The 21712-nt window shown below is 75.8% G+C and carries 19 protein-coding genes and 1 pseudogene; 13 read left to right on the top strand and 7 right to left on the bottom strand.

Features of this window, described 5'->3' with window-relative positions; translation table 11 throughout:
• Positions 1 to 359 precede the first annotated feature (359 nt).
• Together ACIQBJ_RS24950 and ACIQBJ_RS24945 are read right to left on the bottom strand one after the other, a co-directional pair.
• Entirely contained in the window at positions 360 to 1982 is a 1623-nt protein-coding gene (locus tag ACIQBJ_RS24950; RefSeq protein ID WP_400714672.1) for an MFS transporter, read from the bottom strand.
• 328 nt (positions 1983 to 2310) lie between these two features.
• The gene (locus tag ACIQBJ_RS24945; protein WP_400714669.1) at positions 2311 to 2766 is read right to left on the bottom strand and encodes a carboxymuconolactone decarboxylase family protein; all 456 of its coding nucleotides are present in this window, start codon (positions 2764 to 2766) and stop codon (positions 2311 to 2313) included.
• 212 nt (positions 2767 to 2978) lie between these two features.
• Here ACIQBJ_RS24945 and ACIQBJ_RS24940 point away from each other — a divergent pair, with 212 nt between their 5' ends.
• From ACIQBJ_RS24940 to ACIQBJ_RS24930, 3 genes are all read left to right on the top strand, one after another.
• Positions 2979 to 3833: a helix-turn-helix transcriptional regulator gene (locus ACIQBJ_RS24940; protein WP_400714666.1), complete on the top strand. Its 855-nt coding sequence runs from the start codon at positions 2979 to 2981 to the stop codon at positions 3831 to 3833.
• A gap of 70 nt (positions 3834 to 3903) precedes the next feature.
• Complete coding sequence (locus ACIQBJ_RS24935; protein ID WP_400714663.1) at positions 3904 to 6468, top strand: beta-ketoacyl synthase N-terminal-like domain-containing protein; 2565 nt, start codon at positions 3904 to 3906, stop codon at positions 6466 to 6468.
• Positions 6469 to 6505: 37 nt separating this feature from the next.
• Positions 6506 to 7471, top strand: coding sequence for an ACP S-malonyltransferase (locus ACIQBJ_RS24930; protein ID WP_400714660.1), 966 nt, complete (start codon positions 6506 to 6508; stop codon positions 7469 to 7471).
• Between the two features lie 188 nt (positions 7472 to 7659).
• On the opposite strand, the gene ACIQBJ_RS24925 is transcribed toward ACIQBJ_RS24930, so the two are convergent.
• Complete coding sequence (locus ACIQBJ_RS24925) at positions 7660 to 8355, bottom strand: HAD family hydrolase (RefSeq protein WP_400714657.1); 696 nt, start codon at positions 8353 to 8355, stop codon at positions 7660 to 7662.
• A 43-nt stretch (positions 8356 to 8398) separates the two neighbouring features.
• The gene (gene fabG / locus ACIQBJ_RS24920; protein WP_400714654.1) at positions 8399 to 9103 is read right to left on the bottom strand and encodes a 3-oxoacyl-ACP reductase FabG; all 705 of its coding nucleotides are present in this window, start codon (positions 9101 to 9103) and stop codon (positions 8399 to 8401) included.
• A 126-nt stretch (positions 9104 to 9229) separates the two neighbouring features.
• Here fabG and ACIQBJ_RS24915 point away from each other — a divergent pair, with 126 nt between their 5' ends.
• From ACIQBJ_RS24915 to ACIQBJ_RS24890, 6 genes are all read left to right on the top strand, one after another.
• Positions 9230 to 10222 (top strand): ScbA/BarX family gamma-butyrolactone biosynthesis protein, encoded by a 993-nt coding sequence (locus ACIQBJ_RS24915; protein WP_400714651.1) that lies wholly within the window; start codon positions 9230 to 9232, stop codon positions 10220 to 10222.
• 27 nt (positions 10223 to 10249) lie between these two features.
• The gene (locus ACIQBJ_RS24910; RefSeq protein WP_400714648.1) at positions 10250 to 11284 is read left to right on the top strand and encodes a ketoacyl-ACP synthase III family protein; all 1035 of its coding nucleotides are present in this window, start codon (positions 10250 to 10252) and stop codon (positions 11282 to 11284) included.
• 119 nt (positions 11285 to 11403) lie between these two features.
• Positions 11404 to 12408, top strand: a complete 1005-nt coding sequence (locus tag ACIQBJ_RS24905; protein ID WP_400714645.1) for a beta-ketoacyl-ACP synthase III — start codon at positions 11404 to 11406, stop codon at positions 12406 to 12408.
• 81 nt (positions 12409 to 12489) lie between these two features.
• Complete coding sequence (locus ACIQBJ_RS24900) at positions 12490 to 12729, top strand: acyl carrier protein (RefSeq protein ID WP_400714642.1); 240 nt, start codon at positions 12490 to 12492, stop codon at positions 12727 to 12729.
• On the top strand, positions 12729 to 13964 hold the full coding sequence (locus ACIQBJ_RS24895) for a beta-ketoacyl-[acyl-carrier-protein] synthase family protein (protein WP_400714639.1): 1236 nt from the start codon (positions 12729 to 12731) through the stop codon (positions 13962 to 13964). The genes ACIQBJ_RS24900 and ACIQBJ_RS24895 overlap by 1 nt, the downstream gene beginning before the upstream one ends.
• A gap of 125 nt (positions 13965 to 14089) precedes the next feature.
• Complete coding sequence (locus ACIQBJ_RS24890) at positions 14090 to 15040, top strand: aldo/keto reductase (protein ID WP_400714636.1); 951 nt, start codon at positions 14090 to 14092, stop codon at positions 15038 to 15040.
• 76 nt (positions 15041 to 15116) lie between these two features.
• On the opposite strand, the gene ACIQBJ_RS24885 is transcribed toward ACIQBJ_RS24890, so the two are convergent.
• A complete protein-coding gene (locus ACIQBJ_RS24885) occupies positions 15117 to 16718 on the bottom strand; it encodes an FAD-dependent monooxygenase (RefSeq protein WP_400714633.1) in 1602 nt (533 codons plus the stop codon).
• A gap of 23 nt (positions 16719 to 16741) precedes the next feature.
• Complete coding sequence (locus ACIQBJ_RS24880) at positions 16742 to 18394, bottom strand: MFS transporter (protein WP_400714630.1); 1653 nt, start codon at positions 18392 to 18394, stop codon at positions 16742 to 16744.
• Between the two features lie 236 nt (positions 18395 to 18630).
• Between ACIQBJ_RS24880 and ACIQBJ_RS24875 the strand changes: the two genes are divergently transcribed.
• Both ACIQBJ_RS24875 and ACIQBJ_RS24870 read left to right on the top strand, forming a co-directional pair.
• Positions 18631 to 19932, top strand: coding sequence for an acetyl-CoA carboxylase biotin carboxylase subunit family protein (locus tag ACIQBJ_RS24875; protein WP_400714627.1), 1302 nt, complete (start codon positions 18631 to 18633; stop codon positions 19930 to 19932).
• Positions 19933 to 20001: 69 nt separating this feature from the next.
• Positions 20002 to 20247, top strand: a complete 246-nt coding sequence (locus ACIQBJ_RS24870; protein WP_400714624.1) for a hypothetical protein — start codon at positions 20002 to 20004, stop codon at positions 20245 to 20247.
• A 125-nt stretch (positions 20248 to 20372) separates the two neighbouring features.
• Here ACIQBJ_RS24870 and ACIQBJ_RS24865 read toward each other — a convergent pair whose 3' ends face one another.
• On the bottom strand, positions 20373 to 20819 hold the full coding sequence (locus ACIQBJ_RS24865) for a MarR family winged helix-turn-helix transcriptional regulator (RefSeq protein WP_400714621.1): 447 nt from the start codon (positions 20817 to 20819) through the stop codon (positions 20373 to 20375).
• 318 nt (positions 20820 to 21137) lie between these two features.
• Between ACIQBJ_RS24865 and ACIQBJ_RS24860 the strand changes: the two genes are divergently transcribed.
• Together ACIQBJ_RS24860 and ACIQBJ_RS24855 are read left to right on the top strand one after the other, a co-directional pair.
• On the top strand, positions 21138 to 21407 hold the full coding sequence (locus ACIQBJ_RS24860) for a hypothetical protein (RefSeq protein ID WP_400714618.1): 270 nt from the start codon (positions 21138 to 21140) through the stop codon (positions 21405 to 21407).
• Positions 21408 to 21468: 61 nt separating this feature from the next.
• Positions 21469 to 21712: pseudogene (locus ACIQBJ_RS24855) on the top strand (hypothetical protein); the annotation flags it as partial.

The raw sequence follows: 21712 nt of genomic DNA, 5'->3' as shown, positions 1-21712 counted from the left end.
GCGGATCGTACGGGGAGGGCCGGCGGTGGGACGCCGGCGGTCGATCGTCCGGCCGTGGGGACCGGTGGCGGAGCGGGTGCGGATGCCCGGCGGGGGTGTGGTTCCGGGCGGGTCCGGCCGTGGGGGGGCCGGGGCGGCGCGGGTCCGGCGGTGGGGCGCCGGGCGGGTGGAAGCGGCGGTGCGGGGCACGGTTCCGGCGGTGGGGTGTCCGGAACGCGGGCTCCCCCGGCGGGGAGGCCGGGGGAGTGGCGTGTGGGGCCCGGCAGGGCCCGGTCCCGGGGGAAGGCCGGGCCCTGCCGGGCGGGAGGGCGGGTGCGGGGGCGCACCCGGGGTGGGGCGGGGAGTGGATCAGGGGCGGGTCAGGCGGCGATCGGCTGGGCCTGGGCCTCGGCGGCCGCGGCGTTCTCGGCGTTCTCGGGGGTCCCGTCCAGGACCGGCAGGCTCTCGACCGCGGCGGGGCGGTCCTTGAGCAGCAGGGCGATGCCGACCGCGCCGACGGCGCAGATCGCGGCGAGCAGCCAGAGCGAGCTGTGCAGCGCGGTGGTGTAGCCGTCCGCCGCGAAGGCGGTGAAGGCGTCCCGGCTGCCGGCCGGCACGTTGCCGGTGGCGGCGCCCAGGTTGCCCTGGACCAGGTCGTTGGCGAGCGAGCCGGAGTCGCCGGCGTAGCTGCCGGTGAACGGGGCGATGCCGTCCGCCAGCCGGCTCCGGGTGAGCGAGACCAGCAGCGAGCCCATCGCGGCGATGGCGACGACCTCGCCGGCCAGGCGCATCGTGTTGAACATGCCCGCGGCCATGCCGGCCCGGCCGGGCTCGACGGTGGAGATCGCCGCGCCGTCCAGGATGCCCAGCGGGATGCCGAAGCCGACGCCGATGGTGATCAGCGGACCGGCCAGGGCGAGCACCGAGGAGCCGGGGCCGATGACGGTCAGCCAGGCCGCGCCGACCGCGGTGACCAGCAGCGAGGCGCTGAGCACCAGGCGGTTGGAGAGCTTCTGGGTGAGCGAGCCGCCGACCATCGGCAGGACCAGGGTCGGGACGGTGAGGAACATCAGGATCAGGCCGGCGTCGCTGGCGCTGGAGGCGTCCACCGACATGAAGTACGAGGGCAGGAACATCAGCACCGCGGTGAAGCCGAAGGCGAGCACCACCGGGACCAGCGAGATGGCGACGAAGCGCGGCTTGGTGAACAGCGTGACGTCGAACATCGGGCGTTCCTGGCGCTTCTCGACGACCGCGAAGGCGGCGAGTCCGGCGACGCAGCCGACCAGGGCGGCGATCACCAGCGGGTTGCCCCAGCCCCACTGCGGGCCCTGGATCAGCGCGAGGATGAACAGGAACAGGCTGCCGGTGAAGGTGAAGGTGCCGGCCCAGTCGACCCGGCCGCCCTCGGGCGAGCGGGACTCCTTGACGTGGCGGAGCAGGAAGGCCAGCACGAAGCCGCCGACCAGGGCGTGGCTGAGGAACATGCCGCGCCAGCCGATGGAGCTGACCTCCAGGCCGGAGAGCACCGGGCCGAACGCGATGCCGACGCCGAACGCGGTGCCGAGCATGGCGAACGCCCTGGCCCGGGCGGCGCCGTCGAAGGTCTGGGCGAGGATCGCCGATCCGGCGGTGAGCACGCCGGCCGCGCCGACCCCGGCCAGGGCCCGGAGCGCGTCCAGGACCAGGATGTTCGGGGCGAACGCGCCGAGCAGCGAGCAGAGCACGAAGACGGCCAGGCCGCCGCCGAACATCCGCTTGCGGCCGAACAGGTCGGCCAGCGAGCCGGCGGCGAGCATGATGCTGGCGAAGGTCAGGTCGTAGCCGTTGACCACCCACTGCACCGCGGCCAGGCCGCTGCCGAGGTCGGTGCCGATGCTGGGCAGGGCGACGGAGGCGCCGGTCAGCGATACCGGGAGCAGGACGCCGGCCAGGCAGACCGCCGCCAGCACCGCTCCGGTGCGGGTTCGGCCGCCCTCGGGCGGGAGAGTGCGTGTGGACATGGTGCGGCAACTCCTTTGGATTCCTCGGTGCGGGACTCGTCCGGCCGGTCGCGGCGGTGCGGGTCGGTCCGCTGGGTGGGAGTCGGCCCGGACAGGAAGGGCTGGCCGGTGCTCCGGGGCGGTGCCCCGTGCCGTCCGGCCAAGAGAATGCTGCCCCATATCAGCACTCTGATGCAAGCCCTGTTTGAAATCAGACCACTGATCGACAGTCGAATCCTGTCCGACCTGCGGTTCCGATCCGGTTCGGCGGCCCCCACGACCGCCGCCCGGCCGGCGGCCCCCACGACCGCCGGTCCCGCTGTCCGGGCCGACTCCGCGCCACGGCGGGTCAGGCGGCCTCGGTGGGAACGGGGTTGACCTCGAGGGTGTCGAAGACGGTCTTGGCGACGGCCAGCGCGGCGTTGGCCCGCGGGTGGCCGATGATCAGGCTCAGGTGGAACAGCGTCTCGACGATCTCGGTCGGGGTGGTGCCCAGGCCCAGCGCCGCCTCGATGTGCCGCTGCAGCTGGCCCTCCAGGCCGCCGAGCGCGGACATTGCGATGATGTTGATCACCTCGCGGCGGCGCTGGTCGATCGCCTCGCGGCCGTAGACGTCGGCGAAGCCGGCCTCCACCAGGTAGCGGGAGTAGTCGGGGCTCAGGGTGTCCAGGTAGCTGATGGTCTGGGCGGTCGCGTCCACGCCGTAGGCCGTCTCCAGCAGGGCGATGCCGCGCTCGTAGCGGCTGGCCGCCGGGGCGTCGGTGGTGGTGGCGGTGACGGTGGCGGTGGCGGTCTGGGTGGTCATGGCGGGTTCCTCCGGTCGGTGCGCGGCGGGTGGCGGGGAGTGGTGGCGGCCGGTGCTCCGTCCGCCGCCCCGTTCTGGCGACACCACAGATCCTGCTCCGGTCCCGCGGGGGCAGCCAGGGCCCTGATCGGCCGTGGGAACCGCCAACCTGGTTCCGGCAGGGCCAGGTTGCGGGGTGCCACCGCCGCCCGGGCGTGGTCATGATGGAGCGCATGGACCGACGCGAAGAACTCTCCGATTTCCTGCGCACCCGCCGTGCCCGGGTGCAGCCCGAGTCCGTCGGCCTGCGCCGCCAGTCGCGCGGCCGGGCCCCCGGGCTGCGCCGCGAGGACGTGGCCCAGCTGGCCGGCGTGAGCGTGGACTACTACACCCGGATCGAGCAGGGGCGCGGACGCAACCCCTCGCCCGAGATCCTCACCGCGATCGGGCGGGCGCTGAACCTGGCGGAGGACGAGCAGCGCCACCTGGAGGCGCTGGCGCTCTCCGAGTCCCGCCCGGCGCGGGCCCCGCAGCGCGGCGGCGAGCGGGTGCGCGCCGGGGTGCAGCGGCTGCTGGACGCGTTCTCGGCGACCACGCCCGCGTTCGTGCTGGGCCGCCGGATGGACGTGATCGCCTGGAACCCGCTGGCCGCCGCGCTGATCGCCGACTTCGGGGCGCTGCCCGCCGCCCGCCGCAACATGGTCTGGCTGGCCTTCATGGACCCGGCCGCCCGCGAGTTCTACCGTGACTGGGAGGAGGTCGCCCGGGAGTCCATCGCGCACCTGCGGCTGGCCTGCGGCCGCTACCCGGACGACGCCGGGCTGGCCGGGCTGGTCGGCGAACTCTCGGTCAAGAGCGAGGACTTCCGGCGGCTGTGGTCGAAGCACGACGTCAAGGAGAAGGGCTTCGGGCGCAAGCGGCTGTACCACCGCTCGGTGGGCGAACTGGAGCTGGACTACGAGGCGTTCGCGCTCTCCGACGGCGGCGGCAAGACCCTGGTCACCTACACCGCGGAGGCCGGCAGCAGCTCGGAGCAGGCCCTGCAGCTGCTCGGCGTGGTAGGGGTCACCGATGTAGTAGCTATCTGATTCGTATCAGAGTTCTGATACGGTGGTCCCGTTCGCCGCACACTCCCGTGCGCCGCCGAAGGAGACTGCCATGGCCGCACCGGTCGACACCCGCGCCATCGCCGTGGTCGGCATGACCGGCCGTTTCCCCACCGCACCGGACGTCGCCGCCCTGGCCGGGCTGCTGGCCGGCGGCGGCACGGCCGTCCGGGAGTTCACCCCCGCCGAACTCGCCGCCGCCCGGGTGCCCGCGGAGGTCCTCCCCGACCCCCGCTACGTGCCCAGCGGCGCACCGCTGGAGGGCGTCGAACTCTTCGACGCCGACTTCTTCGGCATGACCGACCGCGAGGCCGACCTCACCGACCCGCAGCAGCGCCTCTTCCTCGAAGGGGTGTGGACCGCGCTGGAGGAGGCCGGCCTCGGCGTCGCCGAACAGGACGGCCGGATCGGCGTGTTCGGCAGCGCCGGGCCCAGCACCTACCTGGTCAACAACCTGCTGCGGAACCCCGTCACCGGCGCGCAGGGCCTCAACCCCGCCCTGCTGCTCGGCAACGACGCCGACTTCGTCGCCACCCGCGCCGTCACCCGGCTCGGCCTCAGCGGACCCGGCACCTCGGTCGGCGAGGACGGCTCGCTGCTCGCCGTCCACCTCGCCTGCGAGGCCCTGCGGGCCGGCGAGTGCGACATCGCGGTGGCCGGCGGCGCGGCCGTCCGGGTCCCGCAGACCGCCGGACACTGGGCGGTCGACCCCGCCACCGGCCGGGCCTTCGTGCCCCGCGGCAACGCCTGCGCCCTGGTCGTGCTGCGCCGCCACGCCGAGGCAGTGGCCGCCGGCGACCGCATCCACGCGGTCATCCGCGGCACCGCGATCGTCGAGCACCCCGTCGGCCCCGGCCCCGCCGGGCTCACCCGGCTGCTCGCCCGGGCCGGACTCCCCGCGGGCGGCCTCGGCCACCTCGACGTGCACAGCGCCGACGGCGGACCCGTCGACGTCGCCCGGCTCACCGCTCTCGTCGAAGTCCCCGGCCCGGCCCGCTGGCGCCTCGGCGAGGGCACCGCCGCCCGCCTCGGCCACCTCGGCACCGCGGCCGGCGTCACCGGGCTGATCGCCTCCGCGCTCCTGCTGCGCAGCCACGAACAGACCGCGCCCGGTGGCGAGTTCGCGGACGGGGCGGTCGACGCCGCGCTCGACGCGGAGTTCGCCCGGGACAGCGGGGCGGCGGCGGACCCGGCGGACCCGACGGGCCGGACGGTGGCGGCCGGGACGGAGGCGGAGCGGGTGCCGCCGCCCCGGGGCGCCGGATCGGCGGGGCGCGGGGTCGACGCGGCGTGCGTGGCCACGCTGGGGGCCGGGAGCGCCGACGTGTACTGCCTGCTGGCGCCGCCGCCGGTGCGGGAGCGCGCCGGCGCGCCGGCCGGGTCGTACCTGGTGCCGCTGTCGGCGGTCGACCGGGCCGGGCTGCGCGAGTCCGCGCGGGACCTGCTGCGGCACCTCGACCGGCAGCCCGGCCTGCGGGTCGACGACCTGGTCCGGACGCTCGCCGAGGCCCGCCCCGAACTGCCGCACCGGGTCCTGCTGCGGGCCGCCGACACCGCCGGGGTGCGGACCGCGCTGCGCGACTACCTGGCCACCGGCCGCTCGGCCGAGCCCGGCCCGCCCGCCGGGGGCTGGCTGACGGGCGGCCAGGTCCGCGCCGAGAGCTTCGGCGACCTGCGCCACGCCCGGCGCACCGCCGTCCCGGCCCGGCCGCTGCGCCGCCGCCGGCACTGGATCGAACCCGCCCCCGAGGAGCGGGCCGCCCCGCCGCCCGCCGCGCCCCCCGTGCCCCGGCCCGGGCTGCTGCGCGAACGGACCCTGCGGCGGCTGCGGCCCGGCACCGGCGGACGCGACCTGTTCCTGATCCACCCCGCGGGCGGCAGCGTGTTCTGCTACCAGAACCTGCTGGCGCACAGCCACTACCCCGGAACGGTCTGGGCGCTGTCCTTCCCGGCCGCCCGGGTCGACGAGCTGACCGGCGTCCCCGCCCTGGCCCGGGCCCACCTCCAGGAGATCCGCCGGGTCCGCCCGCGCGGCCCCTACCTGCTCGGCGGCTACTCCTTCGGCGGCACCGTCGCCTACGAGGTCGCCCGCATCCTCCAGCAGGAGGGCGAGCAGGTCGAGCACCTGCTGCTGATGGACGCGCTCCCGCCGGAGGCCTACCCCAAGCCCGAACTGGCCGAATTCCTGTCCGCCGTCCCCGAGTTCGGCCGCTCCGTGCTCGGCCTGGGACAGCTGCCGGACGGGCCGGCGCCGACCGGCTTCGACGAGGCGGTGGAACTGCTGCGGCAGCCCGGCTGGAACGCCGAGACGGTCGCCGAGTACCGGGTCTTCCTGGAGGTGTTCTGGGCGAACTGCCGGGCCCTGGCCAAGTACCGGGCGGGCGGCAGCCGGCTGCGCGTCCCCGCGACACTGATCCGGGCCGCCTCGCCCGAGCCGCCGGAGGTGTTCACCCGCCTCGGCGTGCGCGCCGAGACCGCCGAACGCTGGCCGCAGCGCTTCGAGCACCCGCCGCGCACCGTCCTGGTGCCCGGCGACCACTACACGATGGTGCACCACCCGGCGCACCGCCGCGCCCTCGCCGCCGCCCTCGACGAGGCGCTGGCGGAAGCGAACTGACGAACCCTCGGACATGAACCCGTGGAAGGAGCACCCGATGGACCAGCGGGCCGACCGGATCGCCCTGATGTTCCCCGGCCAGGGCGCGCAGCGCCCCGGCATGGGCCTGCCCTGGCTGGACAGCCCGCACTGGCGGGTGGTGGACGCGGTCTCGCAGCGCGTCGGCCGCGACGTCGGCGCCCTGCTGGTCGACGCCGACGCCGAGACGCTGCGCCGCACCGACAACGCCCAACTCGCCACCTTCACCCTGGAGATGGTGATCCTGCAGGCCGTCCGCGCGGCCGTCCCCGGGCTGCCGGTGGTGGCCTGCGCGGGCCACAGCCTGGGCGAGTACGGGGCGCTGGTCGCGGCCGGCGTGCTCAAGATCGAGGACGCGGCGGTGGTGGTCGCGGCGCGCGGCGCGGCGATGGCCGACGCCGCCCGGGCCGTGCCGGGCACCATGGCGGTGCTGATCGGCGGCGACATCGAGAGTGCCGTCCGGCTCACCCACGGCCTCCGGGCGGAGGGTGCCCAGGTCTGGCCCGCGAACGTCAACGGCCCGGCCCAGACGGTGGTCTCGGGCACCGTGGAGGGTGTCGAACTGCTCGCCGAGCGGGCCGGACCGGCCGGCTTCCGGGTCACCCGGATACCGGTCGGGGGTGCCTTCCACTCCCCGCTGATGCTGCCCGCGCAGCAGCGGCTGGCCGCCGCACTGGAAGGGATCGCGCTGCGCAGCGCGCGCATCCCCGTGGTGGCGAACGTGGACGGGCAGGTGCACGGCGGCGATCCGGTGGAGTGGCCCCGGCTGATGATCCGCCAGCTGGTCGAACCGGTGCTCTGGGACCACGGCGTACGGACCCTGGCCGGGCCGGACTGCGGAGCGACCGAACTGGTCGAACTGGGCCCCGGCGCGATCCTCGGCGGCCTGGCCCGACGGATCGCGCCGGCCCTCCCGAGCACCGCCGTCGGCACCCCGGAGCAGGTCGCGGCGCTCGCCGAGAGGTTCGCCACCGCCATCGTCTGAGCCACCGCCCACGACCGGGCCCGCCACCCTCGAACTCCCGGGGGCGGCGGGCCCGTCGGCGTTCCCGGCCGGCGGCCTTCGGCCGGAAACGGGGTGGCGCGCAGCGGCCCGTCGGTCACCCGCCCCTCGGCTCCGCCGTTCCCCGGGCCCCTGGAGCTTCGCTCCCGGCGGGCCCGGGGGTGGCTCGGTCAGGGGAGGCGGGTCCAGCCTGCGCGGGTGGCGAGGTGGGTGAGGGTGGGGTCGTCGCCTATGACGACGGGGTGGCCGACCTGGTGGAGGAGGGGGAGGTCGGAGGGGTGGTCGCCGTAGGCGTGGCAGTCGGCGGGGTCGAGGTGATGGGTGGCCATCAGGGTGCGGGCGGCGGTGGCCTTGGTTTCGCCGATCATGGGGGTGGCGAGTTCGCCGGTGTAGCGGCCGTCGGCCTGTTCGGGGCGGGAGCAGAGGACGAGGTCGGCGCCGAGGGCGGCGGCGAGCGGGTCGAGGCAGGGGGGGAAGGAGCCGGAGACCAGGACGGTGAGGTGGCCGGCGGCCCGGTGGCGGCGGAAGGCGGTGAGGCCGGAGGGGTTCCAGAGGTCGCCGCGGGCGAGTGCGGCGGCGAACCACTCGGCGCCGTGCCGGGTCACCTCGGCGACCTCGTCGCCCGCGAACAGCCGGTAGAAGAGGCGGTTGGACTGTTCGCGGGTGACGCCCTCGGCGGGGAGGCGGGCGAACCGGTCCCAGGTGTCGAGGTAGTCCCGGTCGGGGCGGCCGACGGCGCGCCAGTAGTGCTCCAGGAAGCGGAACATGCTCTTGGCGCCGATCAGCGTCTCGTCCACGTCGAAGAACGCGGCGGCGGTCACGGCCCGGCGGGACGGGGCGTGGACCGGGTCGATGGTGAGGATCATCGGGTGAACTTCCTTCCGGGGGAGGGGCGGTGGGTCGGGCGGGTCAGTGGCCCATGCCGAGGCCGCCGTCGACGGGGAGGACCGCGCCGGTGACGTAGGCGGCGGCGTCGGAGGCGAGGAAGCGGACGGCGGCGGCGACCTCCTCGGCGGCGGCGAGCCGGCCGAGCGGGATCTGGGCGGTGATGCCGGCCAGGATCTGCTCGTCGATGGCGGCGGTCATGTCGGTGTGCGCGTAGCCGGGGGCGACCACGTTGGCGGTGACGCCGCGCGGGCCGAGCTCGCGGGCGAGCGAGCGGGCCAGGCCGATCAGGCCGGCCTTGGAGGCGGCGTAGTTGGCCTGCCCGGCGCTGCCGCGCAGCGCGTTGACGGAGGAGACGAAGACCAGGCGGCCGGAGCGGGCCCGCAGCATCGGCATGGCGGCCCGCCGGGCGACCCGGAACGCGGCGTGCAGGTTGGTCTGCAGCACCTCGTCGAAGGCGGCGTCGCTCATGGTCAGGGACATCCCGTCGCGGGTGATGCCCGCGTTGGCGACCAGGACCTGGACCGGGCCCTGCTCGGCCTCGACCTCCTTGAAGGCGCGTTCGACCGACTCCGGGTCGGTGACGTCGCAGTGGACGCCGAACAGCCCTTCGGGGGCGGGGCCGGTGCGGTGGGTGACGGCGACCCGGTCGCCGTCGGCGGCCAGGGCGCGGGCGACGGCCAGGCCGAGGCCGCGGTTTCCGCCGGTGACCAGGACGGAGCGGGACATGGGGACCTCCGGGTTGAGGGGGTGGGGCGGAAGGACCTTGCGGGGCCTCCCGTACGTATGTATGGTACTGACTCAAGACAGAGTTCTGATAGAGATTCGAAGGCTGAAAAGAAGAGGAGTTCGTCCATGACCGTCACCAGCGGCCCGCGGCACCGCCTCCCGGCCGCCACCGACCTGGACTACGTCCGCACCGTCGACCGCACCCTGCTGCACCGGCGGGCGCTCAGCGAGGTCTTCCTCACCTCCGCCGTCCGGGTCGACAAGCACCGCTTCTGGGCCGGGGCCCAACTCCCGCCCTCGCACCCGTACTTCACCGACCACCTGGTCGAGGGCCAGGTGATCGATCCGCTGCTGCTGCTGGAGTGCTGCCGGCAGGCCGAGACCTACGCCGCGCACGTCTTCCACGGCGTCCCGGCGGACGGCAAGTTCATCCTCCGGTCCTGGAGCTGGCGCCAGCTCGGCCGCGCCCCGCGGCTGGCCGGCGGGCCCGCCGAACTGGCCATCCAGGTCACCGCCGGCAACCCGCAGAGCCGGGACGGCGTGCTGCGCGGCCTGGACTACGACATGGACCTGTGGATCGGGGACGCCCCGGTCGGCAGCGTCCGGCTCTCCGCCAGCTACCTGCCCGGCGCGCTGTACGGCCCGGTCCGCGCGCACGGCCGCGGCGGCAGCCGCCCGCCGCTGTCCGACGCCGCCGCCCCGCTGCACCGCGGCGCGGCCGTCGCCCCGCACCTGGTCGGCCGGGTCCGCCCGGAGAACGTGGTGCTGGCCGGCGTGCGCGCCGACGGCGAGGAGACCGTCGCCGACCTGCGGGTGCTCGCCGGGCACCCCAGCATGTTCGACCACCCGCTGGACCACGTGCCCGGCATGGTCGCCGTCGAGGCCGCCCGGCAGCTCGCCCTGCTGGTCGCCAACGACCGCCGCGGCTCGGTCACCCGACAGGTCGTCACCTCGCTGCACGGCGACTTCACCCGCTACATCGAGCTGGACGCGCCGACCACCCTGCACGCCCGCCGGGACGCCGACGACCCGGACACCGTCCGGATCGCCGTCCGGCAGCCCGACGGCGACGCCGCCCTGATCGCCATCGGCCTGGGCGACGTCCGCCCGGCCGGCTGAGCCCGCCGACGGACGGGGGAGCACACCATGAACCCGCAACCGGGCATCGGCATCAGTGCGGTGGCCGCCTGGTACCCGGAAGGGCGGTCCACCGCCGAGGAGGCCCTCGCCGAGGGCCTGCTCGGCCCGGACGACCTCGCCAAGCTCGGCACCCGGCGGCTGCCGGTCGCCGAGATCCCGCCGCCGGACGCCGCGGTCGAGGCCGCCCGGACGGCACTGGCCCGGGCCGGGCTCGACCCGGCCGCCCTCGGACTCGTCCTGCACGCCTGGATCTACCACCAGGGGCACGACTTCTGGTCCCCGCCGCACTACCTGGCCCACCGGCTGGGCGCCGACCGGGCCTACCCGCTCGGCATCCAGCAGATGTGCAACGGCGGCCCCGCCGCCCTGCAGACCGCCGTGGCCTGGCTCACCGCCGAGCCCGGCCTCGGCCACGTCCTGGTCACCACCGCGGACAGCTTCTGCGGCCCCGGCTTCGACCGCTGGCGCGGCGACTACGGGGTCGCCTACGGCGACGCCGCGACCGCCCTGCTGCTGCACCCCGGCCAACGGGACGACGACGTGCTGCACCTGCTGGCCGTGGCCGGCGCCGCCGCCCCCGAACTGGAGTCGGTGCACCGCGGCGAGGACCCGTTCAGCCCCGCGCCGCGCTGGCACGGCCCGACCGTCGACGTCCGGCGGCCGAAGAAGGCCTTCCTGGCCGCGCACGGCCCGGACCGCCTGTTCGACGCCACCCGGGAGTGCGTCGACCGGGCGGTGCGCACCGCCCTCGACCGGGCCGGACTGGCCCCCGACGACCCGAGCGTCCGGCACGTGCTGCTGCCCCGGCTCGGCCGGCAGGCGCTGGAGGCCGGCTACCGCCCCGCGGTGGCCTTCCTGGCCGGGGCCGAGGTGCACGACCTCGGACCCGACACCGGCCACCTCGGCGCCGGCGACACCCCGGCCAACCTGGCCGACCTGACGGACCGCCGGCTGCTCGCCCCCGGCGAGGTGGCGGTGGCCGTCAGCGGCGGCGCCGGCTTCACCTGGTCGGCCGTCGTGGTCCGCGCCCCCGAGCACTGAACCACCGCGCGCACCGGCGCGCTTCGCCCAGCCCCACCGACCGCAGAGAGGACCGCCATGCCCAGCACCACCGTCCCACCGGGGCCCCGCGTCCCGGCCCGCCGGACCGAGGACGCGAGATGACCGGCCGCGCCGCCGTGATCGCCGGCATCGGCTCCTGGGTGCCGCCGCGGGTCGTCACCAACGAGGACCTGTCCCGGCAGTTCGACACCGACGACGAGTGGATCCGCACCCGCACCGGCATCGCCACCCGGCACTTCGTCGAACCCGGCACCGCCACCTCCGACCTGGCCGTCGAAGCCGGCGCCCGGGCACTGAAATCGGCCGGCGGCCCGCCGCCCGGCGCACTGGTCCTGGCCACCACCACCCCCGACCGGCCCTGCCCCGGCACCGCCCCCGAGGTCGCCACCCGGCTCGGCCTCGACCACATCGCCGCGTTCGACGTCTCCGCCGTCTGCACCGGCTTCCTGTACGGCCTCGCCACCGGCGCCGGCCTGATCGCCAGCGGCCAGGCCGACCGCGTCCTGGTGATCGCCGCCGAGGCGTTCAGCACCCTCCTCAGCCCCACCGACCGCACCACCAGCGTGATCTTCGGCGACGGCGCCGGGGCCGTGGTGCTGCGGGCCGGCGACCCCGACGAGCCCGGCGCGCTGAAGGCCGTCGACCTCGGCAGCGACGGCTCCGGCGTCGACCTGATCACGGTGAGGGCGGGCGGCTCCCGGCAGCGCTCCAGCGGCCTGCCCCCGGCCGTCGAGGACACCTACTTCAGCATGGACGGCCACCCGGTCTTCATGCAGGCCGTGCTGCGGATGGCCGCCTCCTCCCGGACCGTCCTGCAACGGGTCGGCTGGGGCGTCGAGGACGTCGACCGGCTGGTCGGCCACCAGGCCAACCTGCGCATCCTGCACGCCGTCGCCGACCAGCTCAAACTCCCGCGCGAGAAGGCCGTGGTGAACCTCGACAAGGTCGCCAACACGGCCGGCGCGTCCATCCCGCTGGCGCTCGCCGACGCCGCCGCCGAGGGCTTCCTGCGCCCCGGCCAGCGCGTCCTGATGACCGCCTTCGGCGGCGGTCTGACCTGGGGCTCCGCGGCCGTCGAATGGCCCGCGCTCGACCTGGTCTGACCGACCGTCACCACAGTTCTGCAGCAATGGCGCTGACGCACCACCACCACACACCGGCACCACCATCCGAGGGGAACCACCATGAACGCCATCCAGGACCGCGTCACCACCATCCTCACCGGCAAGTTCGGCGTGCGGCCGGAGGAGCTGAGCGAGGGCGTCGTCCTCAGCGACCTGCGCTTCGACTCGCTGGCGCTGCTGGAGCTCGCGCTGACCTTCAGCGAGGAGTTCGACATCTTCGTCGCCCACGACGAACTCTCCATCAACCACACCCTGTTCGACACCGTGGAACTGGTGGAGGCCAAGGGCGTGACGGTCTGATGACCCTCCACGACCCCCGATTCGACGTCGCCGTGACCGGGCTCGGCCTGGTCACGCCGGCCGGAATGGGCATCGAGGCGAACTGGGAGCGGATCACCTCCGGCCGCTCCACCGCCGCCCTCGACCCCGCGCTCGCCGACGCCGCCGTCAGGTTCGCCTGCCTGGTGCCCGGCTTCGACGCGGCGGAACTGCTCGGCCGGGAGCACTCCTGGCGACTGGACCGCTTCGTGCAACTCGCCATGGTCGCCGCCCGCCAGGCCGTCGAGGACGCCGGCCTGGACCCGCAGCACTGGGACGGCGCCAGAGTGGCCGTGGTGCTGGGCAACTCGCTCGGCGGCACCGGCACCTTCGAGCAGCAGCACCAGCGGCTGCGCGACCACGGACCCAAGCGGGTCTCCCCGCTGCTGATCCCGATGTCGATGATGAACATGGTCTCCGGCTACGTGGCGATCGACCTGAAGGCCAAGGGCCCCAACCTGGTCACCGCCACCGCCTGCGCCTCCGGCGCGACCGCGATCGGCATCGGCCGGGAACTGCTCCGGGCCGGCACCTGCGACGTGGTGATCGCCGGCGCCAGCGAGTCCGCGCTCTCCCCGGCCGTGCTGGCCGGACTGCACCAGATGGGCGCGCTGTCGGCCCGCGAGGACGACCCGACGGCGGCCTCCCGCCCGTTCGACGCCGACCGGGACGGCTTCGTCGCCGCCGAGGGCGCCGGGGTGCTGGTGCTGGAGCGGATGGCCGACGCCCGGGCCCGCAACGCCCGGGTCCGGGCCCGGATCAGCGGCTACGGGGCCTCCGCGGACGCCCACCACGCCACCGCCCCCGACCCGTCCGGCGCCGGGGTGGAACTCGCCGTGCAGGCCGCGCTCACCGACGCCCGGATCGGGCACTCGGACGTGCAGCACATCAACGCGCACGGCACCTCCACCCCGCTCAACGACTCCACCGAGGCCCGCGTGGTGCACCGGCTGTTCGGCGACACGCCGGCCGTCACCTCCACCAAGGGCGTCACCGGCCACACCCTGGGCGCGGCCGGCGCGATCGAGGCGGCCTACACCGTCCTCGCCGTGGAGCGCGGCCGGCTCCCGCCCACCGCCAACCTGCGGCGGCTCGACGACGGCGTCGAGATCGACGTGGTGCACGGCGCGGCCCGGGAGGCCAAGGTCGACGTCGCGATCAGCAACTCGTTCGGGTTCGGCGGCCACAACGCCGTCCTGGTGGTGACCGCCGCCTGATCCCGCGCCGACCGCGGCGCCGCCCCTCCGCGCGAGGGGCGGCGCCGCGGCGCGTCCGCGTTCCCCACCACCGCCACCACCAAGCACGCTTGACGAGACGTCAGCCACCGACGGAAGGACCCCGCATGACCACCCCCCGCACCCTCGCCGCGACCGGCCCGATCGGCCTCGGCTGCCAGGGCATGAGCTGGATCTACGACGAGGCGGGCCGCGACGACGCGCGGTCCGCCGAGGTGCTCCGCGAGGCCCTCGACCTCGGCGTCCGGCACTTCGACACCTCCGACATCTACGGCGACGGCCACAACGAGGAACTGCTCGGCAAGGCGCTGGCCGGCCGCCGCGACGACGCCTTCCTGGCCACCAAGGCCGGGCTGGTGGTCGACGACCTGGCCGCCCGCGCGCTGCACCGGGACGGCTCGCCCGCCCACCTGCGCCGCGCCGTCGAGGCCAGCCTGCGCCGGCTCGGCACCGACCGGATCGACCTGTACTACCTGCACCGGACCGACCCGGCGGTGCCGCTGGCGGAGAGCTGGGGCGCGCTCGCCGACCTGGTCGCCGAGGGCAAGGTCCGCGCCCTCGGCCTCTCCGAGGTCACCGCCGCCGAGGCCGCCGCCGCGCACCGGCAGCACCCCGTCGCCGCCGTCCAGTCCGAACTCTCGCTCTGGACCAGGGAACCGCTCGGCCCGGACGGCGTCCTCGACTGGTGCGCGGCCAACGGCGCGGCCTTCGTCGCCTTCGCCCCGCTCGGCCGCGGCTTCCTGACCGGCTCGATCACCGCCGCCGACTTCACCGACGAGGACTTCCGCGCCCACAACGGCCGGTTCACCGCCGAGGCCGTCGAGGCCAACCTGCGGATCGTCCGCGCCGTCGAACCCGTCGCCGCCCGGCACGGCGCCACCCTCGCGCAGACCGCCGTCGCCTGGACCCTCGCCCAGGGCCCGCACGTGATCGCCATCCCCGGCACCCGGAACTCCCGCCACCTGCGCGACAACGCCGCCGCCGGAACCCTCCGCCTCACCGACGCCGACCTGCGCCAGCTCGACGCGGTGCCCGCCCCCGTCGGCAACCGGTACTGACGACACGTCGACACGTCGACGAACAACGCCGAGGGGCCCGCCGGACGACGTCCGGCGGGCCCCTCGGCACACGGGCTCAGCGCGCGGCGGCCGGCTCCCCGGCCCGCACCCCCGCACCCAGCGCGGCCAGGTGCTCCAGCAGCGGCTCCGGCCGGTCGGCCGGCACCGCCAGCGCCACGTGCTGGTCCGGCCGGACCAGCACCAGCGCGGGCGTCCGGCCGCGCCGCCGGGCCTGCGCGGGCCGCAGCCGGCCCGGGCGGCCGTCGCGCAGCTCGGCCGCCGCGGTGTCCAGCACCCGCACCTCCAGCAGTTCGCCGTACCGCCCGGCCGCGGCCTCCGCCGCGCGCAGCGCCGCCGCGGGCAGCGCCCCGCCGTCGGCCACCACCAGCAGGGTGTGCCGCAGGTCGCCGAGCGCCTGCCGCAGCCCGCTCCGGCGCGAGGCCCGGACGTCCCACACCTCGCGGTCGCCGACCAGCGCGCCGGTGGTGAACCCGCCCGCGCGGCGCGGCCGCCCGCCCGCCGGGTCGCGGTAGACGGTGCGGAACCCGGCCAGCCACGGCACGTACCAGAGGTCGCCGAGCCGGACCGCCGAGGCGGCCCGCAGCAGCGCGTCCCGGACCGCCCGCTGCGCGGGCCGGGGCAGCATCCAGGCCCGGGTCTGCAGGTCGGCCTGCTTGACGATCGCCTCGGCGACCTGCCCGCGCTCCGCCTGCACGCTGTCCAGCACCTGCTCGCCGGCCAGGCCGCGGTGCGCCAGCGCCAGCTTCCAGGACAGGTTGTAGGCGTCGCCGACGCCGGTGTTCAGGCCCTGGCCGCCGGCCGGGCTGTGGATGTGCGCGGCGTCGCCGACCAGGAACACCCGGCCCTCGCGGGTCCGTTCGGCGTGCCGGGCGTGCACCGAGAAGGCGCTCACCCAGGTCGGGTTGCGCAGCGTCAGCCCGCCCGGGCCGCGCTCGTCCACCAGTTGCTGGACCTGCTCCAGCGTCACCCCGTCCCGGGGCAGGTCCGGGGGAGCGGAGGTGAACACCCGGAACCGGCCGTTCGGCAGGCCGCAGGTGACCAGCACGCCGCGCGGGGAGCAGAAGTAGTGGCTGTCGTCGTGCGCCAGGTCGCCCTCCATCTCGGCGTCCGCGACCACGAAGGTGTTCGGGTAGGTCAGTCCCTCGAAGGAGATGCCGAGCAGCTCGCGCACCGTGCTGCTCGCCCCGTCCGCGCCCACCAGGTAGGCGAAGTCGGCGGTGTACGGCTCGCCGTCCGGGCCGGCCAGGGTCGCGGTGACCCGGTCCCGGTGCTGCTCCAGCGCGAGCAGCCGGGTCGACCACTCGACGCCGCCGCCGGCCTGCCCGAAGGCGTCCAGCAGGGCCGCCTCGACGTCCGGCTGCGGCATGATCACCGGCTGGTCGACGGGGCGGAACTCCAGCGAGCCGACCGGCGCGCCGGAGGAGTAGTAGCGGAAGGCGCGCAGCGGCATGGCGCGTTCGGCGACGTGGTTCCCGCCGCCGAGGCGGCGCAGGATCTCCAGGGTGCGCGGCCAGACCAGCAGCGCCTTGGAGAGCGGGGACGGGGCGGCGGCCCGGTCGACGCAGCGCACCGACACGCCGCGGCGCAGCAGTTCGGTGGCGGCGGTCAGGCCGACCGGGCCCGCGCCGACGACCAGGACGGGGTAGGGGCTGGACACGCGGGGCTCCTTCGGGTGGGGGGTCACTTGGCACCCACCGGCTGCGGGGCCGCCTCGAACCCGGCCTCCGGCAGGGAGACCGACTCCACGGCGGCGGCGTCGTCGGTGGTGGCGGCGTCGGTGGCGAGGGCGTCGGCGGGAGCGGGGGTGGTGGCGGTGGCGGCGGCGCTCTTGCGGTCGCGCACCAGCAGCACCACCGGGACGGTGCTGAGCAGGCAGATCGCGGTGAGCAGCCACAGCGTCAGGCGGAGCGCGCCGGTGTAGCCGTCGGCGAGCTGGGCGGTGAGCGCGGCCGGGTCGGCGCCGGGGGCGAGGGCGAGCGCGCCGGACAGGTCGCCGCCGACCAGCTTGCCGGCCAGCGCGCCGCCGGCCGCCGGGGCGTCGGAGAGCCGGCCCGCGGTCAGGCTGACCAGGACCGCGCCCATCACCACGATGGCGACGGTCTCGCCCGCCAGCCGCATGGTGTTGAACATGCCGGCCGCCATGCCGGCCCGCTCGGGCTCGACCGAGCCGATCGCGGCGGCGTCCAGCAGGCCGGCCGCGACGCCCATGCCGGCGCCGGTCAGCAGCAGCGGGCCGACCAGGGCGAGGGTGGAGACGCCGGGCTCGACCACGGTCAGCCAGGCGGTGCCCGCGGCCATCAGCACCAAGGACGCGCCGAGCAGCAGGCCGGCCGGGACCCGGGCGGCCAGCTTGCCGGCCAGCGCGGGCAGCAGCAGCACGGGGGCGGTCAGCGCCATCATGGTGGCGCCGGCCGCGGCGGTGGACAGGCCGTCGGCGGCGACCAGCCAGCTCGGCAGCAGCACCAGCAGGCTGACGAACCCGAAGGCCAGCACCACCGGCATCAGGCAGACCGCGACGAAGCGCGGGTTGCGGAACAGCGACAGGTCGAACATCGGGTGCTTCAGGCGGCGTTCGGCGACCACGAAGGCGACCAGCAGGGCCAGGCTGCCGGCCACCAGGCCGGGCACCTGCCCGCCGCCGAACCAGCCGAGCTGCGGGCCCTCGACCATGGCCAGGGTGAACAGGAACAGCGCGCCGGTGAAGGTCAGGGTGCCGATCCAGTCGGCCCGGCCGCCGGAGCGTTCGGGGCGGTCGGCGGGCACCACCGGGACCAGCAGCAGCGCGAGCACGGCCACCGCCAGGTGCGAGAGGAACACCGCCCGCCAGCCGAAGGCGCTGACCAGCAGGCCCGCGGTGGACGGGCCGAGGGCGAGCCCGGCGCCGAACGAGGAGCCGAGGACGCCGAACGCCCTGCCCAGCGCCGGCCCCTCGAACAGGCCGGCCAGCAGGGCGCTGCCGGAGGTGAGCACGGCGGCCGCGCCGAGGCCGGCCAGCGCCCGCAGCGCGTCCAGCAGGTAGACGTTCCCGACCAGCGCGCTGAGCAGCGAGGCCAGCGCGAACAGCACGGTGCCGGCGGTGAACATCCGGCGGCGGCCGACCCGGTCGGCGAGCGAGCCGGCGGCCAGCATGAAGCTGCCGAAGGTCAGGTTGTAGGAGTTGACCACCCACTGCAGCGGGACCAGGCCCGCGTCCAGCTGGTGGCCGATCCCGGGCAGTGCGACGGACGAACCGGTCAGTGAGGCGGGCAGGATTCCGCCGGCGAGGCAGACCGCGGTGAGGGCGAGGCCCTTCCGCGGGCGCCGCCCACCGGGCGCGGGGACGGTGGTGCTCATGGGTGCGGACTCCAGTCGGTCGAAGGCGACAGCGTGTTCTGATGTATATCAGAATTCTGATGCGAAGCTAAGGGCTGATTTCGCTGGCCGGACGCCGTGGCAGCAAGTTGCCGTCCGCCGACAGCTTGGTGGCACCCGATCCGGCGCCACCCGCCCGCCCGGCGGCGCACATTGGACGAGTCACCCCGGCAGTCCGCCGGAACACCCCCCGCCCGACACCTCGAAAGGGAACCCCCATGGCCGTACGAACCGCGCGCACCGGGACGGCCCCGGTCGCCGCCGACGCAGCAGCGGGCCCGGCCGGTGTGCCCACCGTCCTGGTGCTGGGCACCGGTCGCCGCCAGTTCCGCGAGTACGCCCTGCTCGCGATGGCGGAGGAGGCGCTGCTGATCGGCCTCGACACCCAGCTGCCGTCCTGGCAGTCCCCGTACATGGAGGACTTCGCCACCGCCGCCCCCGACCGGGTCTCGCTGCTGGCCGCCGCCCGCGACCTGGCCCGCCGCCACCGGGTGGCCGGCGTGGTGGTGTGCGACGAGCGGCTGGCCGAGCCCGCCGCCGAACTCGCCGAGGAGCTGGGCCTGCCCGGCCCCGGCGCCGCCGTGGTCCGCACCGTCCAGGACCGCTGGGCCACCCGCGCCCTGCTCAACGACGCCGGGGTCGGCGTCCGCCGGGCCCGGCTGGTCACCGGCGTCGCCGAGGCCGAGCGGGCCGCCGCCGAACTCGGCCTCCCCGTAGTACTGACGGCCCGTCACCCGCAGCCCGGCACCGAGTCGGTCCGGGCCGAGGCGTTCGCGGACGTCGAGCGGGCCTTCCTCGCCGCGGCCGGCGGCGGCTTCGCCCCGCTGTCCGGCCGGGGCGGCGGCGTGCTGGTCGAACCCGCCCTGGACGGGCCGGAGTTCACCCTCTGCTGCACCGTCGAGGAGGGTCGGGTCCGGACCTGGTACACGGCCGGCCGGGAGCGCGGCCGCGGCCCGGAGGTCAGCCGGCAGTACCTGGTGGACGCCACCGCGGACGAACCCGCCCCCGGGCTCGCCGAGTTCGCCCGCCGCGCGCACGCCGCGCTCGGCATCCGGCACGGCGTCACCCACCTCGACGTGCAGCTCGCCGCCGACGGCCCGGTGGTGCTGCGGGCCGGCTGCTGGCTGGCCGGCGACCTGATCCCGCTGATGGGCTGCATGGCCACCGGCGTCGACCTGGCCGCCGCCGGACTGCGGCTCGCCCTCGGCCGCCCGGTCCGCGAGCGGGTCGAGTACCGGCGGGCCGCCGGCATCCGACTGGTGCTGCCCGCCGACCCGGCCGCCGCCGTCCCCGGGCTCGCCCGGGTGGTGGAGCGTCCGAACGGTACCGTGGTGGTCCGCACCGTTCCCTGCGGCGAGGTCGAAAGCCTGGTGCCCGCAGGGGAGTTGACGGGTGTCGCGCTGCTCGCGGCGAGCGCCGCCGACGGCCCCGGGTGCCGGGCCGCCCTGGACGCCGCGGAGGAGCAGGCCGCGGTGCGGCCCGCCGCTCCGGTCGCGGCCCCGGTCCCGGTCCTCGGCTGAGGACGGGGACGCCCCGGTCCCGGCCGCCGTGCCGGGGCCGGCCGTACCAGTGAGAAAGGATCAGAGAAGATGCCCTCCGGGCCCCCCTGCACGATCACCGTGGTGACCGACGACGCCGAGGCCGCCACCTCGGCCGGCTTCGGCATCGCCAGGCTGCTGGCGCAACTGCCCAGCGCGTGGGTCGGCGACTTCACGGTGGACGGCGGCCGCGCCGAACTCCGGCTGCACGCCCCCGACCCGGCCGCCGCCCGGCAGGCCGTCCGCGACGCCCTGGCCCAGCCGGCGCTCCGCGAATGGCGGCTCGCCGACCACTGACCGCCCCACCCGCCCCGTACCGCCCCGTACCGCCCGAACCCCCCTCCCGGGCCGGAACAACGGGGAGAGGCCCGGCCCCGCCGCACACCAGCGGCGGGGCCGGGCCCCTTTGCGTACCTGCAGGATCAGGGCTCCAGGCGGCCGATCGCGCGCTCCAGCAGGGTGTGCAGCTGCTCGCGCTCCCCGGCGTCGTAGGACTCCGCCAGGCGGTCCTCCACGGCCTGCACCCGGGCGTCGGCCTTCTTCATCAGCGCCTTGCCCTCCCGGGTCAGCGTGGTCACCAGGACCTTCGGGTGGATCGCCGAGGGGCTGCGCCCGATCAGGTTCTTGGACTCCAGGTTGCCCAGGATCACCGCCATGGTCTGCGGGGTCACCCCGGAGGCCCGGGCCAGCTGGGCGCCCGACATGCCGCCGGAGGCGGCCAGCGCGGCCAGCGCGGAGTGCTGCGGCACCGTCAGGTCGAACTGGCGCAGCGCCTCGCTCTTGTCGGCCGCCAGCAGCTGGTCGAGCCGCCGGACCAGCCGGCCGAGCCGCCAGTCGGCCCGCGCCGTCGAATCAGTGGCCGCACTCATCGCAGATCACCCACTACGTGTCAGAGCTTTGGGACAGTGCACCGATGATGCCACACCGTCCGTCCGCTGCCCATGGGGCCGACCGCGCGGCGCGGCGCGGGGTCGGATTCCCGGGCGCGGCCCGATCCGGGGTCGAGCGTTCCGCGAGGTGTCATCATGCTGCACCCGCGGTTGCAACTTGGTGGTGCCGAACGGCGTGGTCCGGGCCCGCCGGGACTGGCAGATTCTGTGGTGTCGGAGAACGCGCCGACCGGACGAGCGGAAGAAGCAACTCCGCCGCCGCACAAGCCACTTGAAAGCACCCCGGAGGTTCCTGAAATGACCGCCCAGCGCCGCACCCCGTTCGCCAAGGCCGCCGCTTCCGTCGCCCTCGCCGTCGCCGGTGCCACCCTGGTCGGCGGCCTGCTGGGTGCCGGTCAGGCCTACGCGGACGGCACCGCCACCACCCCCACCACCTCGCCGAGCCCGACCTCCACCGTCCAGCCGGGCAACGGCTGGGAGAGCACCGGCCAGAGCGCCTCCGGCGCGGTCGTCCCGGCGCCCGCCACCGCCTCCCCCTCCGCCTCCAACGGCAACGGCTGGGAGTGACCCCCGCCCGTCCCCGCCCATCCTGCGGGCCGCGCCGGCCCGCGACCGAGAAAGGCCGGAAATGACAGTCCTGTTCGACCCGCCGGCGGTGCTCGACCCGCTGCCCGCCGCGGCCCCGCAGCCGCCGGCGGAGCCCGCCCCGACCCCGCCCCCGGCCCCGCCCGCCACGATGACCGAGCGGACGGCCGAGCTGCGTGAACTGCGCGAGCGGGTCCGTCGCGGTCCGAGCGAGAAGGCCACCGAGGCGCAGCACGCGAAGGGGAAGCTGACCGCGCGGGAGCGGATCGACCTGCTGCTGGACGAGG

The sequence above is a fragment of the Kitasatospora sp. NPDC088391 genome, assembly GCF_044753345.1.
GTDB lineage: Bacteria > Actinomycetota > Actinomycetes > Streptomycetales > Streptomycetaceae > Kitasatospora.
Note: the sequence above shows the minus strand (reverse complement) of the source record. Positions and strands in the feature narration are given on the sequence as shown.

Excerpts from the sequence above, each read along its gene's own strand:
- fabG (WP_400714654.1), bottom strand. The coding sequence starts at position 9,103 with ATGTCCCGCTCCGTCCTGGTCACCGGCGGAAACCGCGGCCTCGGCCTG.
- ACIQBJ_RS24865 (WP_400714621.1), bottom strand. The coding sequence starts at position 20,819 with ATGAGTGCGGCCACTGATTCGACGGCGCGGGCCGACTGGCGGCTCGGC.
- ACIQBJ_RS24870 (WP_400714624.1), top strand. The coding sequence starts at position 20,002 with ATGCCCTCCGGGCCCCCCTGCACGATCACCGTGGTGACCGACGACGCC.
- ACIQBJ_RS24860 (WP_400714618.1), top strand. The coding sequence starts at position 21,138 with ATGACCGCCCAGCGCCGCACCCCGTTCGCCAAGGCCGCCGCTTCCGTC.
- ACIQBJ_RS24875 (WP_400714627.1), top strand. The coding sequence starts at position 18,631 with ATGGCCGTACGAACCGCGCGCACCGGGACGGCCCCGGTCGCCGCCGAC.
- ACIQBJ_RS24910 (WP_400714648.1), top strand. The coding sequence starts at position 10,250 with ATGAACCCGCAACCGGGCATCGGCATCAGTGCGGTGGCCGCCTGGTAC.
- ACIQBJ_RS24945 (WP_400714669.1), bottom strand. The coding sequence starts at position 2,766 with ATGACCACCCAGACCGCCACCGCCACCGTCACCGCCACCACCACCGAC.
- ACIQBJ_RS24950 (WP_400714672.1), bottom strand. The coding sequence starts at position 1,982 with ATGTCCACACGCACTCTCCCGCCCGAGGGCGGCCGAACCCGCACCGGA.
- ACIQBJ_RS24940 (WP_400714666.1), top strand. The coding sequence starts at position 2,979 with ATGGACCGACGCGAAGAACTCTCCGATTTCCTGCGCACCCGCCGTGCC.
- ACIQBJ_RS24930 (WP_400714660.1), top strand. The coding sequence starts at position 6,506 with ATGGACCAGCGGGCCGACCGGATCGCCCTGATGTTCCCCGGCCAGGGC.
- ACIQBJ_RS24880 (WP_400714630.1), bottom strand. The coding sequence starts at position 18,394 with ATGAGCACCACCGTCCCCGCGCCCGGTGGGCGGCGCCCGCGGAAGGGC.
- ACIQBJ_RS24935 (WP_400714663.1), top strand. The coding sequence starts at position 3,904 with ATGGCCGCACCGGTCGACACCCGCGCCATCGCCGTGGTCGGCATGACC.
- ACIQBJ_RS24890 (WP_400714636.1), top strand. The coding sequence starts at position 14,090 with ATGACCACCCCCCGCACCCTCGCCGCGACCGGCCCGATCGGCCTCGGC.
- ACIQBJ_RS24895 (WP_400714639.1), top strand. The coding sequence starts at position 12,729 with ATGACCCTCCACGACCCCCGATTCGACGTCGCCGTGACCGGGCTCGGC.
- ACIQBJ_RS24915 (WP_400714651.1), top strand. The coding sequence starts at position 9,230 with ATGACCGTCACCAGCGGCCCGCGGCACCGCCTCCCGGCCGCCACCGAC.
- ACIQBJ_RS24925 (WP_400714657.1), bottom strand. The coding sequence starts at position 8,355 with ATGATCCTCACCATCGACCCGGTCCACGCCCCGTCCCGCCGGGCCGTG.
- ACIQBJ_RS24905 (WP_400714645.1), top strand. The coding sequence starts at position 11,404 with ATGACCGGCCGCGCCGCCGTGATCGCCGGCATCGGCTCCTGGGTGCCG.
- ACIQBJ_RS24900 (WP_400714642.1), top strand. The coding sequence starts at position 12,490 with ATGAACGCCATCCAGGACCGCGTCACCACCATCCTCACCGGCAAGTTC.